Source organism: Bacillus sp. N13C7, from assembly GCF_026790065.1.
GTDB lineage: Bacteria > Bacillota > Bacilli > Bacillales > Bacillaceae > Bacillus.
The window spans coordinates 1-16,528 of sequence record NZ_JALAMO010000008.1 but is presented as its reverse complement, the minus strand read 5'-3'; the positions used below and the strand labels follow the sequence as shown (position 1 = coordinate 16,528).

15 protein-coding genes and 1 pseudogene are annotated in these 16,528 nt (G+C 43.2%); 3 read left to right on the top strand and 13 right to left on the bottom strand.

Going from position 1 to position 16,528, the window contains the following annotated elements; genetic code table 11:
* Positions 1-46 precede the first annotated feature (46 nt).
* From murD to MOB98_RS11960, 10 genes are all read right to left on the bottom strand, one after another.
* Entirely contained in the window at positions 47-1,402 is a 1,356-nt protein-coding gene (murD, locus tag MOB98_RS12005; RefSeq protein ID WP_268360076.1) for a UDP-N-acetylmuramoyl-L-alanine--D-glutamate ligase, read from the bottom strand.
* Positions 1,403-2,377, bottom strand: coding sequence for a phospho-N-acetylmuramoyl-pentapeptide-transferase (gene mraY, locus MOB98_RS12000; protein ID WP_075745984.1), 975 nt, complete (start codon positions 2,375-2,377; stop codon positions 1,403-1,405). It lies immediately after the preceding gene.
* A gap of 111 nt (positions 2,378-2,488) precedes the next feature.
* Positions 2,489-3,973, bottom strand: a complete 1,485-nt coding sequence (locus MOB98_RS11995) for a UDP-N-acetylmuramoyl-L-alanyl-D-glutamate--2,6-diaminopimelate ligase (RefSeq protein ID WP_268360077.1) — start codon at positions 3,971-3,973, stop codon at positions 2,489-2,491.
* 175 nt (positions 3,974-4,148) lie between these two features.
* A complete protein-coding gene (locus MOB98_RS11990) occupies positions 4,149-6,089 on the bottom strand; it encodes a stage V sporulation protein D (RefSeq protein ID WP_268360078.1) in 1,941 nt (646 codons plus the stop codon).
* A gap of 117 nt (positions 6,090-6,206) precedes the next feature.
* Complete coding sequence (gene pbpB / locus MOB98_RS11985) at positions 6,207-8,357, bottom strand: penicillin-binding protein 2B (protein WP_268367382.1); 2,151 nt, start codon at positions 8,355-8,357, stop codon at positions 6,207-6,209.
* A complete protein-coding gene (ftsL, locus tag MOB98_RS11980) occupies positions 8,354-8,707 on the bottom strand; it encodes a cell division protein FtsL (protein ID WP_268360081.1) in 354 nt (117 codons plus the stop codon). Before ftsL ends, pbpB begins: the two co-directional genes overlap by 4 nt.
* 39 nt (positions 8,708-8,746) lie before the next feature.
* On the bottom strand, positions 8,747-9,682 hold the full coding sequence (gene rsmH, locus MOB98_RS11975) for a 16S rRNA (cytosine(1402)-N(4))-methyltransferase RsmH (protein WP_268360082.1): 936 nt from the start codon (positions 9,680-9,682) through the stop codon (positions 8,747-8,749).
* 69 nt (positions 9,683-9,751) lie between these two features.
* Positions 9,752-10,183 carry a division/cell wall cluster transcriptional repressor MraZ gene (gene mraZ, locus MOB98_RS11970; protein WP_003221402.1) on the bottom strand — a complete coding sequence of 144 codons (432 nt, stop codon included), beginning with the start codon at positions 10,181-10,183 and terminating at the stop codon, positions 9,752-9,754.
* 125 nt (positions 10,184-10,308) lie between these two features.
* Positions 10,309-11,928, bottom strand: coding sequence for a bacillithiol biosynthesis cysteine-adding enzyme BshC (gene bshC, locus MOB98_RS11965; protein WP_268367379.1), 1,620 nt, complete (start codon positions 11,926-11,928; stop codon positions 10,309-10,311).
* A 70-nt stretch (positions 11,929-11,998) separates the two neighbouring features.
* Complete coding sequence (locus tag MOB98_RS11960) at positions 11,999-12,895, bottom strand: 2-dehydropantoate 2-reductase (RefSeq protein ID WP_268367377.1); 897 nt, start codon at positions 12,893-12,895, stop codon at positions 11,999-12,001.
* A gap of 159 nt (positions 12,896-13,054) precedes the next feature.
* Between MOB98_RS11960 and MOB98_RS11955 the strand changes: the two genes are divergently transcribed.
* On the top strand, positions 13,055-13,537 hold the full coding sequence (locus tag MOB98_RS11955) for an N-acetyltransferase (protein WP_268367375.1): 483 nt from the start codon (positions 13,055-13,057) through the stop codon (positions 13,535-13,537).
* 55 nt (positions 13,538-13,592) lie between these two features.
* On the opposite strand, the gene gerR is transcribed toward MOB98_RS11955, so the two are convergent.
* From gerR to MOB98_RS11940, 3 genes are all read right to left on the bottom strand, one after another.
* Complete coding sequence (gene gerR / locus MOB98_RS11950; protein WP_268367373.1) at positions 13,593-14,174, bottom strand: sporulation specific transcriptional regulator GerR; 582 nt, start codon at positions 14,172-14,174, stop codon at positions 13,593-13,595.
* 145 nt (positions 14,175-14,319) lie between these two features.
* Complete coding sequence (gene rpmF, locus MOB98_RS11945) at positions 14,320-14,499, bottom strand: 50S ribosomal protein L32 (protein WP_003154457.1); 180 nt, start codon at positions 14,497-14,499, stop codon at positions 14,320-14,322.
* Positions 14,500-14,520: 21 nt separating this feature from the next.
* Positions 14,521-15,039 carry a YceD family protein gene (locus MOB98_RS11940; protein ID WP_268367371.1) on the bottom strand — a complete coding sequence of 173 codons (519 nt, stop codon included), beginning with the start codon at positions 15,037-15,039 and terminating at the stop codon, positions 14,521-14,523.
* Positions 15,040-15,066: 27 nt separating this feature from the next.
* On the opposite strand from MOB98_RS11940, the pseudogene MOB98_RS11935 reads away from it, so the two are divergent.
* A pseudogene (locus MOB98_RS11935) lies at positions 15,067-15,251 on the top strand (hypothetical protein).
* Positions 15,248-16,495, top strand: a complete 1,248-nt coding sequence (locus MOB98_RS11930) for a nucleotidyltransferase (RefSeq protein WP_268367369.1) — start codon at positions 15,248-15,250, stop codon at positions 16,493-16,495. The pseudogene MOB98_RS11935 and the gene MOB98_RS11930 overlap by 4 nt, the downstream one beginning before the upstream one ends.
* Positions 16,496-16,528 lie beyond the last annotated feature (33 nt).

The window sequence follows — 16,528 nt, the reverse complement described above, 5'->3', positions numbered from 1 at the left end:
CAAGCTTAAAGTCATTAGGGCTGCCGATTTACTTCAAGACAAGCCCTTACTTAAGCATATGCACGGCATCTATAAACATGTCACCGCGTTCTTCAAATGTTTTGAATTGATCCCAGCTCGCACACGCAGGTGAAAGCAGGATGACATCCCCTTCATTTGAGAGCGCAAACGCCGCAGATACTGCTTGTTCAACATTATCGACACGTTTGACATGTTGTATTCCCAGTTCATTGCCGAGCTTTTCAAGTTTCGGAGCAGTCTGGCCAAAGGTAAGGACTGCTTTGACATGCTTCATATACGGTTTTAAGTCATCAAAACCATTTCCGCGATCTAGTCCGCCCGCAAGCAGAATGACCGGTTTGTCAAAAGCTGAAAGCGCCTTGCTTGTCGCCAAAATGTTTGTTGCTTTACTGTCATTATAAAACTTACGGCCTTTCACTGCTGTAACATATTGCAGCCGATGTTTCACGCCAGTAAAGCTTGTCAGCACCTTTTTGACTGCTTCGTTAGACGCTCCTGCCGTTTTCACAACTGCAATAGCTGCTAAAATGTTCTCCAGGTTATGAGCGCCGGGCAGCACAACCTCTTCCAGGGGAAGAATGGCTTCGCCGTTAAACATAATCATGCCGTCTTTTACATAAGCACCCTGTTCAAGCGTTTTGCTGACTGAAAATGGGACGGCTTCGGCTTTTCCGGCTTCAGCAAGACGCACGACGGTTTCATCATCCTGGTTGACAATGGCTTTATCTGTAGCAGTCTGATGAAGATACACTTTCTGTTTCGCTTTTTCATAATTTTCACGCGTATGGTGATAATCCAAATGGGCGTCAAACACGTTTAAAATCAGGCTAATTTCCGGTCTGAAAGCGTGTGTCCCCATCAGCTGAAATGAAGACAGTTCAGTAACGATCCATTCATCGCCATCAGCATGATAGGCAACCTCGCTTGCGACTGTGCCGATGTTTCCGGCAATCAGTGCTTTTTGTGAGTCTGCTTTAAGCATTTCATAAATCAGCGTTGTCGTGGTCGTTTTTCCGTTCGACCCGGTAATCCCGATAAACTTGGCATTTGTCAGGTAGTAAGCAAGCTCAATTTCCGTCCAAACCGGTATCCCTCTTTTTTCCGCTTCCTGAACCATAATATTTTCGTAAGGAATTCCTGGATTTTTGATCAGAACCGTAATTTCATGCTGATCAAACAGAGAAACCGGATGCTCTCCGCAAACAACCTCGATACCTTTTTCAGAAAGCTTTTGCGCTGGTTCGTTTTCTTCAAAAGGCTTTTGGTCATTGACCGCAACATAAATGCCTTTTTTATGAAGAATGGATGCCGCAGCATACCCGCTTTTCGCGAGCCCCAGGATTAAAAAATGCTGATTCTGTAAAAATTGATCGTTTTCCACTTATAACCACACCTCGATGTAAATTCCTAAAACGGCAAGCAAAAGTCCCGCAGCCCAAAATGTCACGACCACTCTCCATTCAGACCATCCGACAAGCTCATAATGGTGATGAAGCGGGCTCATTTTAAAGATTCGTTTACCTGTCGTTTTAAAGCTGATGACCTGCAGTATGACGGATAATGTTTCGATAACGAAGACACCGCCGATGATGACCAGCAGGATCTCTAATTTCGTTAAAATGGCAATGGTAACGATGGCTCCTCCCAATGCAAGCGATCCCGTATCTCCCATAAAGACTTTGGCCGGATGGGCATTAAATACGAGGAAGCCCAGTACCGCACCGACAACAGCAACTGAGAAAATCGCTACGTCATATTGAGACTGATTCCATGCCAGGATGGCAAAGGCGCCAAAAGCAATTGCAGCCGTGCCGGATAATAATCCGTCAAGACCGTCAGTCAGGTTAACCGCATTTGATCCGCCGACAAGCATAAAGAGCACAAGGATAAAGTAAGCCCAGCCAAGATCAAATGACAAGTCAGTTCCAGGAACGCGAATATCCGTCGCAAAATTGTAGTAATGGTACACGGCATAAAATACAACCGCAATGATAATTTGTCCGATCAGCTTCTGCTTTGACGTCAATCCGAGGTTGCGCTTCATGACGACCTTGATGTAATCATCTAGAAAACCAAGCAAACCGTAACCGATCGTAACAAACAGCAGCAGCACCATTTCAGGACTTATTTCTGAAAATTTCTGTGTCATCACAATTGTTGTCACAATGATAGAAAGTATGATCATGACCCCGCCCATTGTCGGCGTCCCTGATTTTTTCTGATGTGATTTCGGTCCTTCTTCTCTAATACTCTGGCCGAATTTTAATCTTCTTAAAAACGGAATTAGAATCGGAGAGAGCAGAACACTAATTAAAAACCCCATTAAAATTGTAAACAGAATGACTTGCTCAAGCATTGTCCTTTTCTCCTCCTGTTTCTTTCAAACGACATACGTAGTTATCATATTCATGATTTTTTTCCATATGAAACATCTTTTCAAGCTCCATTATTCAATAACATCTCTTTCCTATGAATTCGTCTTATTTTTATTGAGTTCGACAATGGCTCTTGCCGCCACTTCAGCATCATCAAAATCGAAGGTTTCATTCCCGATCTGCTGATAGGTTTCATGCCCTTTTCCGGCAATGAGGACAACGTCACCTTTTTTGGCATTCGCAATCGCGAAAAAGATTGCCTGCTCACGGTTTGCAATGCTGTGGTAGTATTCGTTCTCTACTCCAGCTTCCATATCTCTTAAAATCGCGCGAGGATCTTCGCTTCTTGGGTTATCTGAAGTGAAAATCGGTTCATCAGCCAGCTCCACAGCGATTCTAGCCATTTTTGGGCGTTTCGTCTTATCTCTGTCTCCGCCGCAGCCGACAACGACAAAAAGCTTTCCTTCCGTCATGTCTCTGCATGTCTTCAGTACATTTTCAAGGCTGTCCGGTGTGTGCGCGTAATCTACAATGACTGGAAACTCCTGCTGCTGATTGACCAATTCAAAACGGCCTCTTACGCCATGCAATTCCTCAACAGCTTCCGTAATCGTTTCAAACGGAATGCCTGCTGCAATACATGTTGCAACAGCTGCCAGAACGTTATACACATTAAACTGTCCGACAAGCGACATCGTGATATGTTTAGTGCCCTTGTTTGTGACAAGATCAAAGCTAGTGCCCTGTGCAGTAATCTTGATGTTTTTCGCCATCACATCAGCGTTGTTTTTAATTCCGTATGTAGAAATATGCGCTGCGGTCACCTTTTCAAAATAAGCGCTCGCCTCGTCGTCAGCGTTCAGCACGGCACGCTTTGGATGTTCATGGTTGAAAGCCCCGCCAAGCTGAGAAAAGAGCAGGCTTTTTGCGTGTCGGTACTCATCCATCGTTTTATGATAGTCCAGATGGTCCTGCGTCAAATTCGTAAACACAGCAATATCATAGTCACAGCCATGAACACGTCCTAAGGACAAGGCGTGTGAAGAAACCTCCATGATAGCAGTGTCTACTTGCTTGTCATTCATTTTCTTAAACGTTTTCTGCAGCGTAACGCTTTCCGGTGTCGTGTTTTTAACAGGCAGTGTTTCGTCGCCGATTTTCATGTACATGGTCCCGATTAAGCCTGTGCGTTTTCCCGCTTTTTTCAAGATCTCATCAACCATGTGGGTCGTTGATGTTTTGCCATTTGTGCCTGTAATACCAATCAGCTGAAGCTTCTTTGTCGGCTGTCCGTAAAACGCATCAGACAGCACGCTGAGCGCACGCAGTGACTGCCGGACAAGAATGACGGGCACATCTACATCAAGCTCTCTTTCAGCCACAATAGCCGCTGCACCGTTCTCTACTGCTTTTTGCGCAAAATCATGGCCATCCACCGTGTACCCTTTTACACATACAAAAAGACTCCCTTTCTTTACTTCCCTGGAGTCCATCTCAATTGAAGTTATGTCAGGGTCTTGTGAGTCATTTACAGAAGGTTCGGTTGTTAAGTATGTAAGCAGCTTTGTCAGTTTCATCGTATCAAACCTCTCAACATTCTAATTCGTTCTTTTTATCATTAAAGTCACATCTATTGATGTGATAATGATTTTAAGCATACAGTTCATATTTTAGCGTAAATAAAAGGATACATCCAGCTAATCTTGAAAGATATCAGCATTTTTTCTCCAATAAAAGAATAGGCAGCCCGAATCAATCGGCTGCCTCCTTTTCATCTTCTTCAGTCAAATAAACACGTATCTTTGAGCCCTCTTTTACTTTTGTTCCAGCAGCTGGTGATTGTTTAACGATTTTGCTCCCTTTCCCGGAAGCATCCACATTGAGATTCACCAATAGTGACTCAAGATCTGAGACAGACATCCCTACAACATTCGGAACTTCTATTGTTTTTGTGTCGTTCCATTGGTATTTTTTCTCGATTTGATTTTTCCGAGGCTTCACACCAAGTTCCGGCAGACTGTCTCTCATAATACTCCCGACAATAGGTGCTGCAACGGTTCCGCCAAACTGAATCGTGCCTTTCGGGTTATCCACCGCGACATAGACGACAAGACTCGGATCGTCTGCCGGCGCAAAACCGATAAAGGATACAATATGGTTGTTTTCAAGGTATTTTCCGTTTTTAACCTTTTGTGCAGTTCCCGTTTTTCCGCCGACACGATATCCCTCTACAAATGCGTTGCGCCCGGTTCCTTCTGCGACGACGCTTTCTAAAGCGTAGCGGATTTGTTTGGATGTTTCTTCAGAAATGACTTGTTTCTTTGCGATAGGTGATTGTTTTTTGACTGTTTTTTTCGTTACAGGATCAATCCATTCCTTAGCAATATAAGGTGTGTAGAGTGTTCCTCCGTTTACAGCTGCAGATACGGCTGCAACCTGCTGAATCGGCGTAACAGATACCCCCTGTCCGAAAGCAGTCGTCGCTTGCTCTACCGGCCCTACCCTATCAAGCGGGAATAGGATTCCTGTTCCCTCTCCTTGCAGATCAATTCCGGTTTTTTGGCCGAAACCAAAGTCTTTGATATATTTAAAAAGCTTCTCTTTGCCTAAGCGCTCGCCTAATTCAACAAACCCAGGGTTGCAGGAGTTTTGTACAACTTCTAAATACGTCTGCAGCCCGTGCCCGCCTCTTTTCCAGCACCGCAGTCTCGCACCATCCACTTCCGCATGCCCTTTATCAAAAAATTGATCACGTTTCAAATTTACTTTTTGCTCTTCAAGAGCTGCTGCAAGTGTAATAATTTTAAAGGTAGACCCTGGCTCATACGTGCTCCATACCGGCAGATTCCGATTGTAGACGGACGGATCGACTGATTGATAATCAGCAGGGTCAAAGTCAGGCCTGCTAGCCATTCCCAATATTTCTCCGTTTTTCGGATTCATGGCCACGGCAATCATACCATCCGGATGGTACTTGGCCTCAGCGTTATCAAGCTCCCTTTCCATTATCGTCTGAACCTTTGAATCAACTGTCAGTTTCATATCAAGCCCGTCCTTAGGCGGCGTATAGTCGTCCGCTTCATCCGGCATTTTTTTCCCCTTGGCATCTGTATAAAACTTAACAGAGCCCTTTTCCCCTTTGAGATCCTCGTCGTAATAGGCTTCAAGTCCAAGAAGCCCTTGGTTGTCAATTCCTGCAAATCCAAGCACATGAGATAAAAAGCTGCCAAACGGGTAATGGCGTATGCTGTCCTCCGCAACATACACACCTTTTAAATCGAGCGCTTTGATTTCTTTGGCCTTTTCATTTGAAATCTTTCTCCCTTCAGGAGTAATCTTTTCAATTGACGCTTTTTTTGTCACATGCTTATATACTTTTTCTTCTGACATGTTTAAAACCGCCGCAAGCTGCTTGCTCGTTTTCATCGGATTCTGAACTTGGCGCGGCACGACGAATACGGTCGGCGCACTTTTGTTTGTTGCGAGCTTCACACCATTCCGATCCAGAATCTCGCCTCTCTCCGGCTCAAACGGCAAGTTTCGGCTCCAGGAATCTTTCGCCAGCGAAGTCAGTTTTTCGCCCATCACAAACTGAACATACCCCAGCCTAGTATCAATGATCAGAAACACGATCACGCCAAAAAGCAAAACAAATAATAAACGTTTTCTAACCGTTACATTCGAGACGCGCAAGAGACCGTTCACTCCTTATTTAGGCTTGTTTCATTTTATGCCTGAAATTGGACAGGTAGAACGATGCCCCTCTGAAGGTATAAAAAAAAGAAAGCCTGCATAACGCAAGCTTTCTTTTTAATCCGGATTTTTAAACGTCACCTTGATGACGGTTTTGTCTTTTATTGCTTTGTCCTTCTTGACGCTTTGGCTGACAGCGTAGCCTTGTCCGCTTACTTCAATATGAATTCCCGCCAGCTCAGCGTACTGCAGAACCTCTCTTCTCGACCATCCTGTCATATCAGGCATTTTGATTTTGCCGCCCGTTTTCAGGAAGACCTTTTGATTGGTCAGAACTTCCTCATCCGCTTTCGGATACTGTTCTTTTACAGCGACATCACTGCCGATGACAATCGGTGTGAGATTCTCCTTTTTTGCTTTCTTTTGAGCAGCAGCTACCGTTTGATCTGTTAAATCAGGCATTGTCTGCGCTTTTGTTTCTTCCTTATCTGAGTCAGATTTTTCAGTTGGCTCGATATTCAGGTAGTGCAGGCTGTTTTTCATTGTCGGGTTGAAGATTTCTGATACTGGGTTTGAACCCGTTTCATCATTTTCTAATTGCGGCTGCTGCACTGCCACATAGATCAACAGCTCAGGATCATCTTTAGGCGCCATTCCCATGACAGAAAAAACGTAATTATCGCGTCCAGATAGATAACCGTTTTGCCCGGCAATTTGTGCTGTCCCGGTTTTCACAGCTACATCAAAACCTTCAATTTTATAAGGTTGTCCAGTACCGATATCAGACGTAACGACATCACCTAAAATATTTCGAACCTCTTTAGCGGTGTCAGCTGAGATTGGCGTACCGGCTGACTGAGGTTTATTTGTATAAATGGTTTTCTTCGTATCAGGATCAACAATATGGTCTATGACATAAGGTTTCATCATTTTACCATCATTAGCTATTGCAGTCGCAGCCTGCAGCTGTTGAATTGGTGTAACAGCAGAGGCTTGACCATATGCAGTTGATGCTTTATCAAATTCATATTTAAAGTTCATTTTACTTGATACTTCATTCGGCAAGTCTATACCTGTTTTTTGATAGAAATTGAATTTATGAAGATATTCATTTAGACGGGTATAGCCCAGCTTTTCATTAGCCAGTTTGGCAAAAGCCACATTAGAAGACCGTACTACACCATCATGGTATGAAGTTGGCCCCCATCCTACTCCGTCATTATGGTCTTTTACTATTCCTCCGCCTACTTTGTATGTTCCAGACTTGTACTTTTCATTGCCGTTATACACATTCTCCTGTATGGCAGCAGCAAGTGTGAAAATCTTCATCGTTGATCCGGGTTCATACGCATATGAAATCAAATCATTATAGTAGTTTGTCACATCACGCTTGTTCGGATCAAAGCTTGGGCGCTGTCCCATCGCAAGGACTTTGCCGGTTTTCGGATCGACGACTGCGGCCATGATTTTTTTCGGGTTATACTTTTGCGCCACTTTTGTCATGCTGTCTTCCAAAAAGGTTTGAATTTTCTGGTCAATGGTTAAATATACATTGTCACCATTTTTTGGCGCTGTAATTTTATTTTTGCTGTTCGGGAGCTCCCAGCCGGATTTGTCACTTTCATATGTCACATATCCGTCCCGCTCCTTCAAATACTTATCCAGCACTTTTTCTAATCCCATCGCGCCGGAGATTTCATTTGTGTCCTGATCAACCTCGGCATAGCCGATTAAATTGGATGCAAAAACACCGTTTGGATAGTAGCGTTTTGTATCCCGTAAAAATGAAATGCCCGGAAGTTTCATTTTTTCAATTTTTTGCTTTTCTGAATACGTAATATCCCGGCCAGCTGAGCCAAACTCGACTTGTTTTGCATCTTTATTTAAGATATCAAGGATATCAGCTTTATCCATGTTTATCACTTTAGACAATGCTTCCGCCGTTTTTTCTTTGTCTTGGACATGCTGCGGATGCTTGACATCAGTTGTCATTTTTTTATCGAGAATCGCAATCAGCTTATACGTTGCTGTGTCCTCTGCAATCACTTTTCCGTTTCGGTCCAAAATCGAGCCGCGGCTTGCTTCGATGGTCCGTTTCTTTTCATGCTGTTCTGTCGCTTTTGTCGCAAGCACTTCGCCATTCGCTTTTCCGGTTATTTGAATATATGCCATTCTCCCCAGGATGACAAAGAAAAAGAGAGCGAAACAAATACTTAGAATCGCTGCTCCTCTGTTCATAAATTTATTCTTTTTTGGCATTTGAATCATTCCTGTATGTTTTTCACTTTTTTGTCTTTTAAATTCAAGCCGTTCTTTTTCGCAATATCCATAATGCGCTGCGGTTTGCTTAAATCAGCAACGTTTTTTTCGAGGTCACCAATTTGCTTGTTTTCGGATGAAATTTGCTCCTCAAGCTTTTGCACCTCAATATTAGTTTGATATGCCGCATACGCCTTCGATACAATCAAAAGCGATACACTGAGCACCGCCGCAGCAAAGAGGACAAGAAGCACTTTTTCTCCGAGAGTAATGGAAGCCCTTTTCTTGACAATCACTTTTTTCTCAGGTCTGATCGCATGCCGCTGCTGTTTCTCTGGTTGGTAAGCTAAATTGCTCATAGGCTGATGACCTCCTTTTCAATTTGCGTTCGCGTTTCGTTATTTTCTTTTTTCGGCAATCCGAAGCTTCGCAGAGCGAGCCCTATTGTTTTCTTCAAGCTCTTCTTGAGATGCCGTAATCGGTTTTCGTGTGATGAGCTTCAGCTCCGGTTCAAATTCTTCCGGTATGACAGGAAGACCCGGAGGAAGTTCCGGAAGCGACGACTTTTCTTTAAAAGTGGTTTTGCAAATTCTGTCTTCAAGCGAGTGGAAGGTAATGACCGATACCCTTCCCCCTGGCTTCAGTACCTCAATTGCCTGCTCCAAAGCCTCTTCAAACACTTTAAGTTCATCGTTCACGGCAATTCTGATCGCCTGAAACACGCGTTTTGCGGGATGTCCCCCACTCCTTCTCGCTGGAGCGGGAATCGCGTCTTTTATTAGATCGACCAGTTGGCCCGTAGTTTCAATAGGAGATTTGATTCTTGCTTCCTCAATTTTTCTGGCGATCTGTTTGCTGAACTTCTCTTCGCCGTATTTAAAGAAAATACGGACGAGATCCTCATACCGCCATTCATTAACGACTTCTTTCGCCGTAAGCGTGGCCGACTGGTCCATCCTCATGTCCAACGGAGCGTCATGATGGTAACTGAATCCGCGTTCCGGTGTATCCAGCTGCGGAGAGGACACCCCTAAATCAAATAAAATACCGTCTACTTCTGTAATGCCTTGTTCATTCAAACATTCTTTTAAATACCTGAAATTGCTTTTAATCAGAATGAGCTGCCCTTTAAAATCGGACAACGTTTCTTTAGCATGCTGTAATGCCGTATCATCTTGGTCAAAAGCGACTAAACGCCCCTTCTCGGATAACTGCTGCAATAAGTATGTACTGTGCCCAGCTCCGCCGAGTGTGCAGTCTACATATGTACCGTCCGGTTTAATATTGAGCCCGTCTACGGTTTCACGAAGAAGTACTGTCTTGTGTTGAAACATATTGTGTTGGTCCCACCTTTTATCAGGATGAATTGAAATTGTTTTTAGAGTGTTATACACGAAGAATCATTATATATCAAACCCAATCATGTTTTCAGCAATTTCAGCAAATGAATCTTCTTGCTCTTCTGTGTATTGTTCCCAAATTACTTTACTCCACAATTCAATTCGATTAGAAACCCCGATAACAACACATTCTTTTTCCAGTTTGGCGTAATTCAATAGAGATGATGCAATATTTACCCTGCCTTGCTTGTCCAGTTCGCATTCGGTTGCCCCTGAAAAGAAGAAACGGGTAAACGCGCGGGCATCTTTTTTAGTGAGAGGAAGTGCTTTCAGCTTTTCTTCAATTTGTTTCCATTCGTGCATAGGGTAGCCGAAGAGACATTGGTCAAGCCCTCTGGTCAGCACAAACTGCTCACCGAGTCCTTCTCTGAATTTGGCGGGTACGATCATGCGGCCTTTCGCATCGATGGTATGTTGATATTCACCCATAAACATGATCTCTTGCCCCACTTTCTCTCCTTAACTCACCACTATCCACCACTTCTCTCCACAACTTCATTTTACACTGTTTACCCATAAAAAAAAACCCTGAACTATTCAGGGTTCTTTAAAACTTTATTTCAAAGTTTGACAACTTGATGTTGATTTTGAAAAGAAAATGGCAGATTCTTGAATGATGTGAAGAATTTTGGACCGTATCTGTTCAAATAATACATAATATTCCAGATACGCTCTTGCGGCGCAAGCAACGGCTTAATGCTGTTTTGGATTCTCTCATAATCCTTCAAGACGTAGCCTTCTTTTTCTTCAATACGTTTCATCACCGTACGCTCTAAAAACTGGAGCTGATCCTGAATAAAAGCGGCATTCTTAAGGAGTAAAGGTTCCATGCTTTGATCAACCTTTAACGCCTCCTGCCGGACCGTTTTGTGAATCGCTTCAATTTGGCTTTTCGCCTGATCCATCACCGCGGTAAACTCTTCCGGAATCTGGCGCTCAAAGTATGTTTCTCTTTGATTCTCTGTTCCGCGTTCAATCGCGTCTTGTAATGAGATATTCCGTTCAAGCAGTTTTTTCTCAATATGCCGCTCAAGTATCGTAATGTTCAGCCTCGGCATTACAGGTGGCATTTTAAAGCCCATCACCGCAAAGGCCTGTTTGAGCTCACCCCAATAGTTGATTTCTCCAGGCCCTGCAATAAATGCTAAAGTCGGAATGAGATATTCCTGCATTAACGGTCTCGTCACAACATTGTTGCTGAAACGCTCAGGATGTTCTTCCATATGTGTATAAAGTTCATCCATCGTCCATCCCAAATCAAGCTCTTTGATGACAAATCGGCCGTTATCTTTTTCAATTAAAAAACGCTCTTCTTCATATTCATAAAACAGATTCGCCTGCTCTTTTCCAGACTCGATAATCGGTTGATAGCCTGCATCACGCATGAGAGATTGCTGATCTGACAAAGCGCGGGCGAGTTTATCATTTTCCCGAAGAATCTTTTGGAACATAGCCGTCTCCAGCTTTTTAATCCCCGGATCTCCAGAATTTAATAAGACTAAGCCCTCCTCCTGGAACAGATCCGCGATAAGCAGTTCAAAGAAGTCAGTAAATGTAACAGATTCCCTTAAACATCGTTTTACATTGTCGAGAAGTGTATTCGTATGGTCTGTTTCTTCAAAAGCGGCAAACACATCATCTATCCAGGCGGCACATTTTTCCTGATCAAGTGATGTGCTCGCTGCCGAAGATTTCTTCCAATAAGACTGAGGCAGCTTTTTTTTCACCGGACCATTCTCTTCAGATGTATGGACAAAATTAATCTCATCCAAATCGTGGTCTTCTCCCGCCACCCAGAAGATCGGTATGACAGGCACTTGCAGTTCCTTTTCTTGTTGCTTTGCTAACACAATGATCGAAATGATTTTATGTATGGTGTAAAGCGGTCCTGTTAAAAGTCCGGCCTGCTGTCCGCCGACTACAGCGGCACTTGACGGGTCCTTCAGCTTCTCAATAGCAGACTGCATGGCACTTGAACCGAATTTATTATGGTAAGAGGATAAGTACGCTGCCAATTCCTCTCTTGCGAAAAACCGGGAAGATAAGTCTTTCAGTCTTTCGCGCCACATGTCCTTACGATGAATGCTGTAATCAAAAAAAGAAGACATTTCTTCTTTGCCATCTATATAGTGCTGTACAAACACATTTTGATTTTTGATGGAAAGTTCAGTTAGCTGCATCTTCTAGAACTTCCTTTCTCCAATAAATAGTTAGTTATCCGAAATGAGTATAGCATGTTACCGAAAAAGCTCAAAAGACTTTGTTTGTATTTCGCTCCAAAGCTTTAATGCTGCCGTATAAAAACTCCAGATGGACGGCATCAAGGCCGTTAAGTCTCGCTTCCTTCACTAAATATCCGATAATGGCATCAGCTTCTGTCTGCCGGCCTTCAATGACGTCAACCAGCATAGAAGAGCGATTTTCTTTCGTTTGCCTGCAAACGGTTTGAACGTGCTCCCAAGCCTCTTCTTCGTTTTCAAGCCTTAAAATGCGGCAAGCCTCCTGGAAAACCAGCTTCATAAAAGCTAGATAAGCTGGCGTTGTCAAAAGATCTCCATTTTTCACCCGCAATAACGCGGTTAACGGATTGATACAGGCATTTACAATCAGCTTGCCCGTCAGCAGGCGGTACCAATCCGTCTCAAAATGGATCGGAAAATCCGAATGGCTACGCTGAAACAAGACATTCAGCCGATCTGGTTCAGCATCGTCGAACGCGCTCCATTTTATCGCACCAAAGCCTGTATGATCAACAGCTGTATCTGATTTTCTTACAGCTCCGTGCTCAACGATCCCAACATAAATAGAATGCCCAACACGCCAGTCTTTCAGCTCGTGGATATGGCCCATGCCGTTTTGCAAAAATAATATATTCGTTTTCCCGATCCGTTCAAGCAGCGGAAAAACAGACTGAAGCTGATGCTGCTTCACTGTCACGACAAGAAGATCAAAATCTGAATGGATACTCGTGTCCGCATTGCAATCAGCGCTGAATTCTTCTCCGCCTTTATAAAGCCGGATCCCTTCAGCCTGAATGGCAGCAGCCTGATCTTCCCGTCTCGTTATAACAGTCACCTCATGATGAAGTGACAAATAATAAGCGCATAAAAGACCGACAGAGCCGCCGCCGATAATTCCAATTTTCATGATGTCACACCCAATTTAGCATTTACGTATTATCATAGCAGAAGTGCGAAGAAATTACTTCTCAAAGATCCCGAGTGCTTAAAATTATAGTTTAAATATTTGGATTTTTTAAATAAAGCGTTTACAATATATGTAGACACAACAAAGGGGGAGATTGGTTTGGTTAAGGTAGAACGTCTGCTTGTCAACTATAAAACGCTTGAAGAATTCAAGAAATTCAAAGAATACGGGATTCAGGAGCTTTCAATGCTTGAAGATCTTCAGGATAATATTATTGAAAATGACAGCACTTCGCCTTTTTACGGGATTTATTTTGGAGATAAACTTGTCGCGCGAATGAGTTTATATCAAGTTAACGGCAAATCAAATCCTTATTTCGACAAAGGCCAGGATTATTTGGAGCTGTGGAAGCTTGAAGTTCTTCCAGGCTACCAGAACAGGGGATACGGGACAGCCTTGGTAGAATTCGCAAAATCATTCAAAATGCCGATCCGGACAAATCCGCGAATGAAATCAGCGGATTTTTGGAATAAAATGAACTTTGAAACTGTTAAATATGATATGGCGCGGGACAAAGGGGAAAACCCGCTCATCTGGCATCCGGATATGGATCGTGAAATGACACCGGGAGAGTCTGCATAGAAATAAAAACAACCGGCCTATTCTCACTTTAGGGCCGGTTCATTTCAGGCGTTCATTACGTTTCTTGAGCCGCCTTTTTCATTCTTCCGTCTTCCTTTGAAACAACCATTTTTCTGGCACGATCCATAATATCAATCAGCGCCTTGTAATCCTCTTCCGTCATCTCTAGCTGATTCCTCAATGTTTGATTTTCACTTCGTAAATCCTCAAGCTCCTTTTGCAGCGATTGGATTTGTTCCTTCAATTTTTCCCTTTCAAGCTGAAATTCTTGCGCAGACGGCGCTTCTTTAAATTGCTCGAGAAATTGAATCACATCCTGAATGGACAAATCTCGTTTTCCTTCTGGCGCTGCCGCAGCAGCCTGCTTCACGGAATTTGGCATATTGACCGAATGGACCCCGATTTGTTTTCTCAACTCTTTCCTCTGCTTTTTCGCAAGCTCTATGCCTGACTGGTATTGTTTTCTCACATACGAGTTCCACCTGAAACCACAGGCAGCCGCGGTTCTGGACAGCGCCCTTCCAACCTCCTCAAAAGCGGAAAGCTGTGTTCCTCCCTCTCGAATATGACGAAGCACCACTTCTGCCAGCAGCAAATCCTCATCCTGAGTCCAAGCATCTTGTCTTGTAATGGTCAAATTCAATCTCCCTCCATGTCAGCTTATTTATCTCATACATATGCCGGTAATAGATTAGATAGACTATTTGCACTCACAAATTTTCCTCAAGCTGACAGGGAGAGAAAAAGAAAAAGCGCAGGGCTTTCACCCTGCGCTTTTCTTATTAGTTACTTTTTACATTTATGTCTTTGCCGTTGTATGATCCGCATGCTTTGCATACACGGTGAGACAACTTCATCTCTCCGCATGACGGACATTCTGTCATACCAGGTACATTAAGTTTGAAATGTGTACGGCGCAATCTTTTTTTCATTTTAGAAGTTCTTCTAAAAGGTACAGCCATTATTCCCACCTCCTTAAAGAGTTAAGATTCATCATCTTGTTTTAAGAGCTTTTCGAGGGCTGCAAGTCTCGGATCAACTTGTTTCTTCTTGTCTTCCTCCGAAATGACCTGCCAGTCCTTTCCTTCTTGAGGAGCAGCTCCTTTTTCTTGTTCAGATTCACAAAAGATTTGCATAGGGATTTCCAAAAGAATTTCTTCTTTTACGATCGGAGTCAAGTCGATAGTATCGTCCTCAACAATGTGAACGTCGTCATCTTCTATATCATCCGTCTGATGAAATATAAACAGTTCTTTTGTTGAAATTTCAAATGGATACGGGACATCAACGAGTGTTCTTGAGCATGGCAAAATCATTTCGCCTGATATTGTAAAATCAAACGAAACCTGTTTGGATTTGATATCCGCTCTGCCCTTCACCCGAACGGGAGAAATGCGGCGAATGTCAGAATTCAGCTTTGTCAGCTCATGTAACTCAACTGTTTCATCAAATTCAAAACTTTGTTTTGGCATTTGGTGCAGCTGATAAATCGTCCATTTCATTTGTATCACCTCATGAAAGCAACAAACATGATTATAGCTTTTAAGATTGTTTTTGTCAATATTTTTTCTTTACAGCATAATGCTGCCATTCAAGTATCATTGACAGTTGAATATGCTATGCATACACTTAAAACAAAAAAAGACGTAAGAGTTTCCATTTGCAAATGTACCATACGTTTTTAAACATAGCAAGAAAGGCGGAAAAAATATGAAAGCTGTCGGATTGGTGGTTGAATATAATCCCTTTCATAACGGTCACCTTTATCATGCCCAAACAGCAAAGCGGCAAACCGGATGCGACACGGCTGTAGCCGTAATGAGCGGGCATTTTTTACAGCGCGGGGAACCAGCTGTTGTCTCAAAATGGGCCCGAACAAAAATGGCGCTGCAAAACGGAGTCGATCTTGTGATTGAGCTGCCTTATCTTTATGCGGTGCAAAAAGCCGAGATTTTTGCACGCGGCAGTGTTTCCATCCTCGATAAACTCGAATGCGAGGCACTGTTTTTCGGGAGTGAAAATGGTAATATTAAGCCGTTTTTAGAAACAGCAAATCTTATTGATGAGCATAAACATACATTTGACCAGTCTATAAAAGAAGAACTTAAAAAGGGTGCCAGCTACCCAGCCGCGGCGGCTATCGCCTTTCGCTCCATTTTACATACAGAAAATGCACTTGATTTGTCAAAACCAAACAACATTCTGGGGTATCACTATGTAACGTCCATTCTTTCCGGGGGATATCCAATAAAACCTTATACCACTCAGCGCATTTCCTCCGACTATCACGATGCAGAACTTCCTGAAGGCAAAAACCATATCGCAAGCGCCACAAGCATCAGAAAAGCGATGATTGAACAGAATCTCGATGCCTGCCTTCGTTTCCTTCCTGCTGCATCTGCACGTGAATTGGCAGATTACCGCAAATCTTTCGGACTGTGGCATACATCTGAACGCTATTTTTCTTACTTGAAATACAGCCTTTCAACTGTAACTGCACAGGAATTACAGCAACTATACGAGGTGGAGGAAGGCTTAGAGCATAGAATTCTTCGTTCGATCAGAAAAGCCAGCTCCTATCAGGAATTCATGGAGCTCCTGAAAACAAAACGGTATACGTGGACAAGGCTTCAGCGGATGAACACGCACATTTTAACCAGAACGAACAAACAGGATATGCATAAGCTGCTGAATGAGGCAGAGGTGCCTTATATCAGGCTACTCGGCATGACAAAAAAAGGACAGGCTTATTTATCGGAAAAGAAAAAAAATCTGTCCGTTCAGCTTGTCAGTAAGCTGTCCTCTTTCTCCCATCCAGCTCTTGATCTGGACATAAAAGCAAGCAGAATCTACAGCCTGCCGATAGAAGAACCGCTGAGAACTGAGTTTGACCTGCAAGAGTACGGACATGCGCCGATTCGATATGACGAAAATGAACGACGTTTTTTAAACATATAAAAAAGCACCTGATACGGGACTGACCCCATAAGA

Coding starts and splice junctions, on each gene's coding strand:
- MOB98_RS11940 (WP_268367371.1), bottom strand. CDS start 15,039: ATGAAATGGACGATTTATCAGCTGCACCAAATGCCAAAACAAAGTTTT.
- MOB98_RS11995 (WP_268360077.1), bottom strand. CDS start 3,973: ATGAAACTGACAAAGCTGCTTACATACTTAACAACCGAACCTTCTGTA.
- pbpB (WP_268367382.1), bottom strand. CDS start 8,357: ATGATTCAAATGCCAAAAAAGAATAAATTTATGAACAGAGGAGCAGCG.
- bshC (WP_268367379.1), bottom strand. CDS start 11,928: ATGCAGCTAACTGAACTTTCCATCAAAAATCAAAATGTGTTTGTACAG.
- MOB98_RS11960 (WP_268367377.1), bottom strand. CDS start 12,895: ATGAAAATTGGAATTATCGGCGGCGGCTCTGTCGGTCTTTTATGCGCT.
- rsmH (WP_268360082.1), bottom strand. CDS start 9,682: ATGTTTCAACACAAGACAGTACTTCTTCGTGAAACCGTAGACGGGCTC.
- rpmF (WP_003154457.1), bottom strand. CDS start 14,499: ATGGCTGTACCTTTTAGAAGAACTTCTAAAATGAAAAAAAGATTGCGC.
- mraZ (WP_003221402.1), bottom strand. CDS start 10,183: ATGTTTATGGGTGAATATCAACATACCATCGATGCGAAAGGCCGCATG.
- mraY (WP_075745984.1), bottom strand. CDS start 2,377: ATGCTTGAGCAAGTCATTCTGTTTACAATTTTAATGGGGTTTTTAATT.
- MOB98_RS11930 (WP_268367369.1), top strand. CDS start 15,248: ATGAAAGCTGTCGGATTGGTGGTTGAATATAATCCCTTTCATAACGGT.
- ftsL (WP_268360081.1), bottom strand. CDS start 8,707: ATGAGCAATTTAGCTTACCAACCAGAGAAACAGCAGCGGCATGCGATC.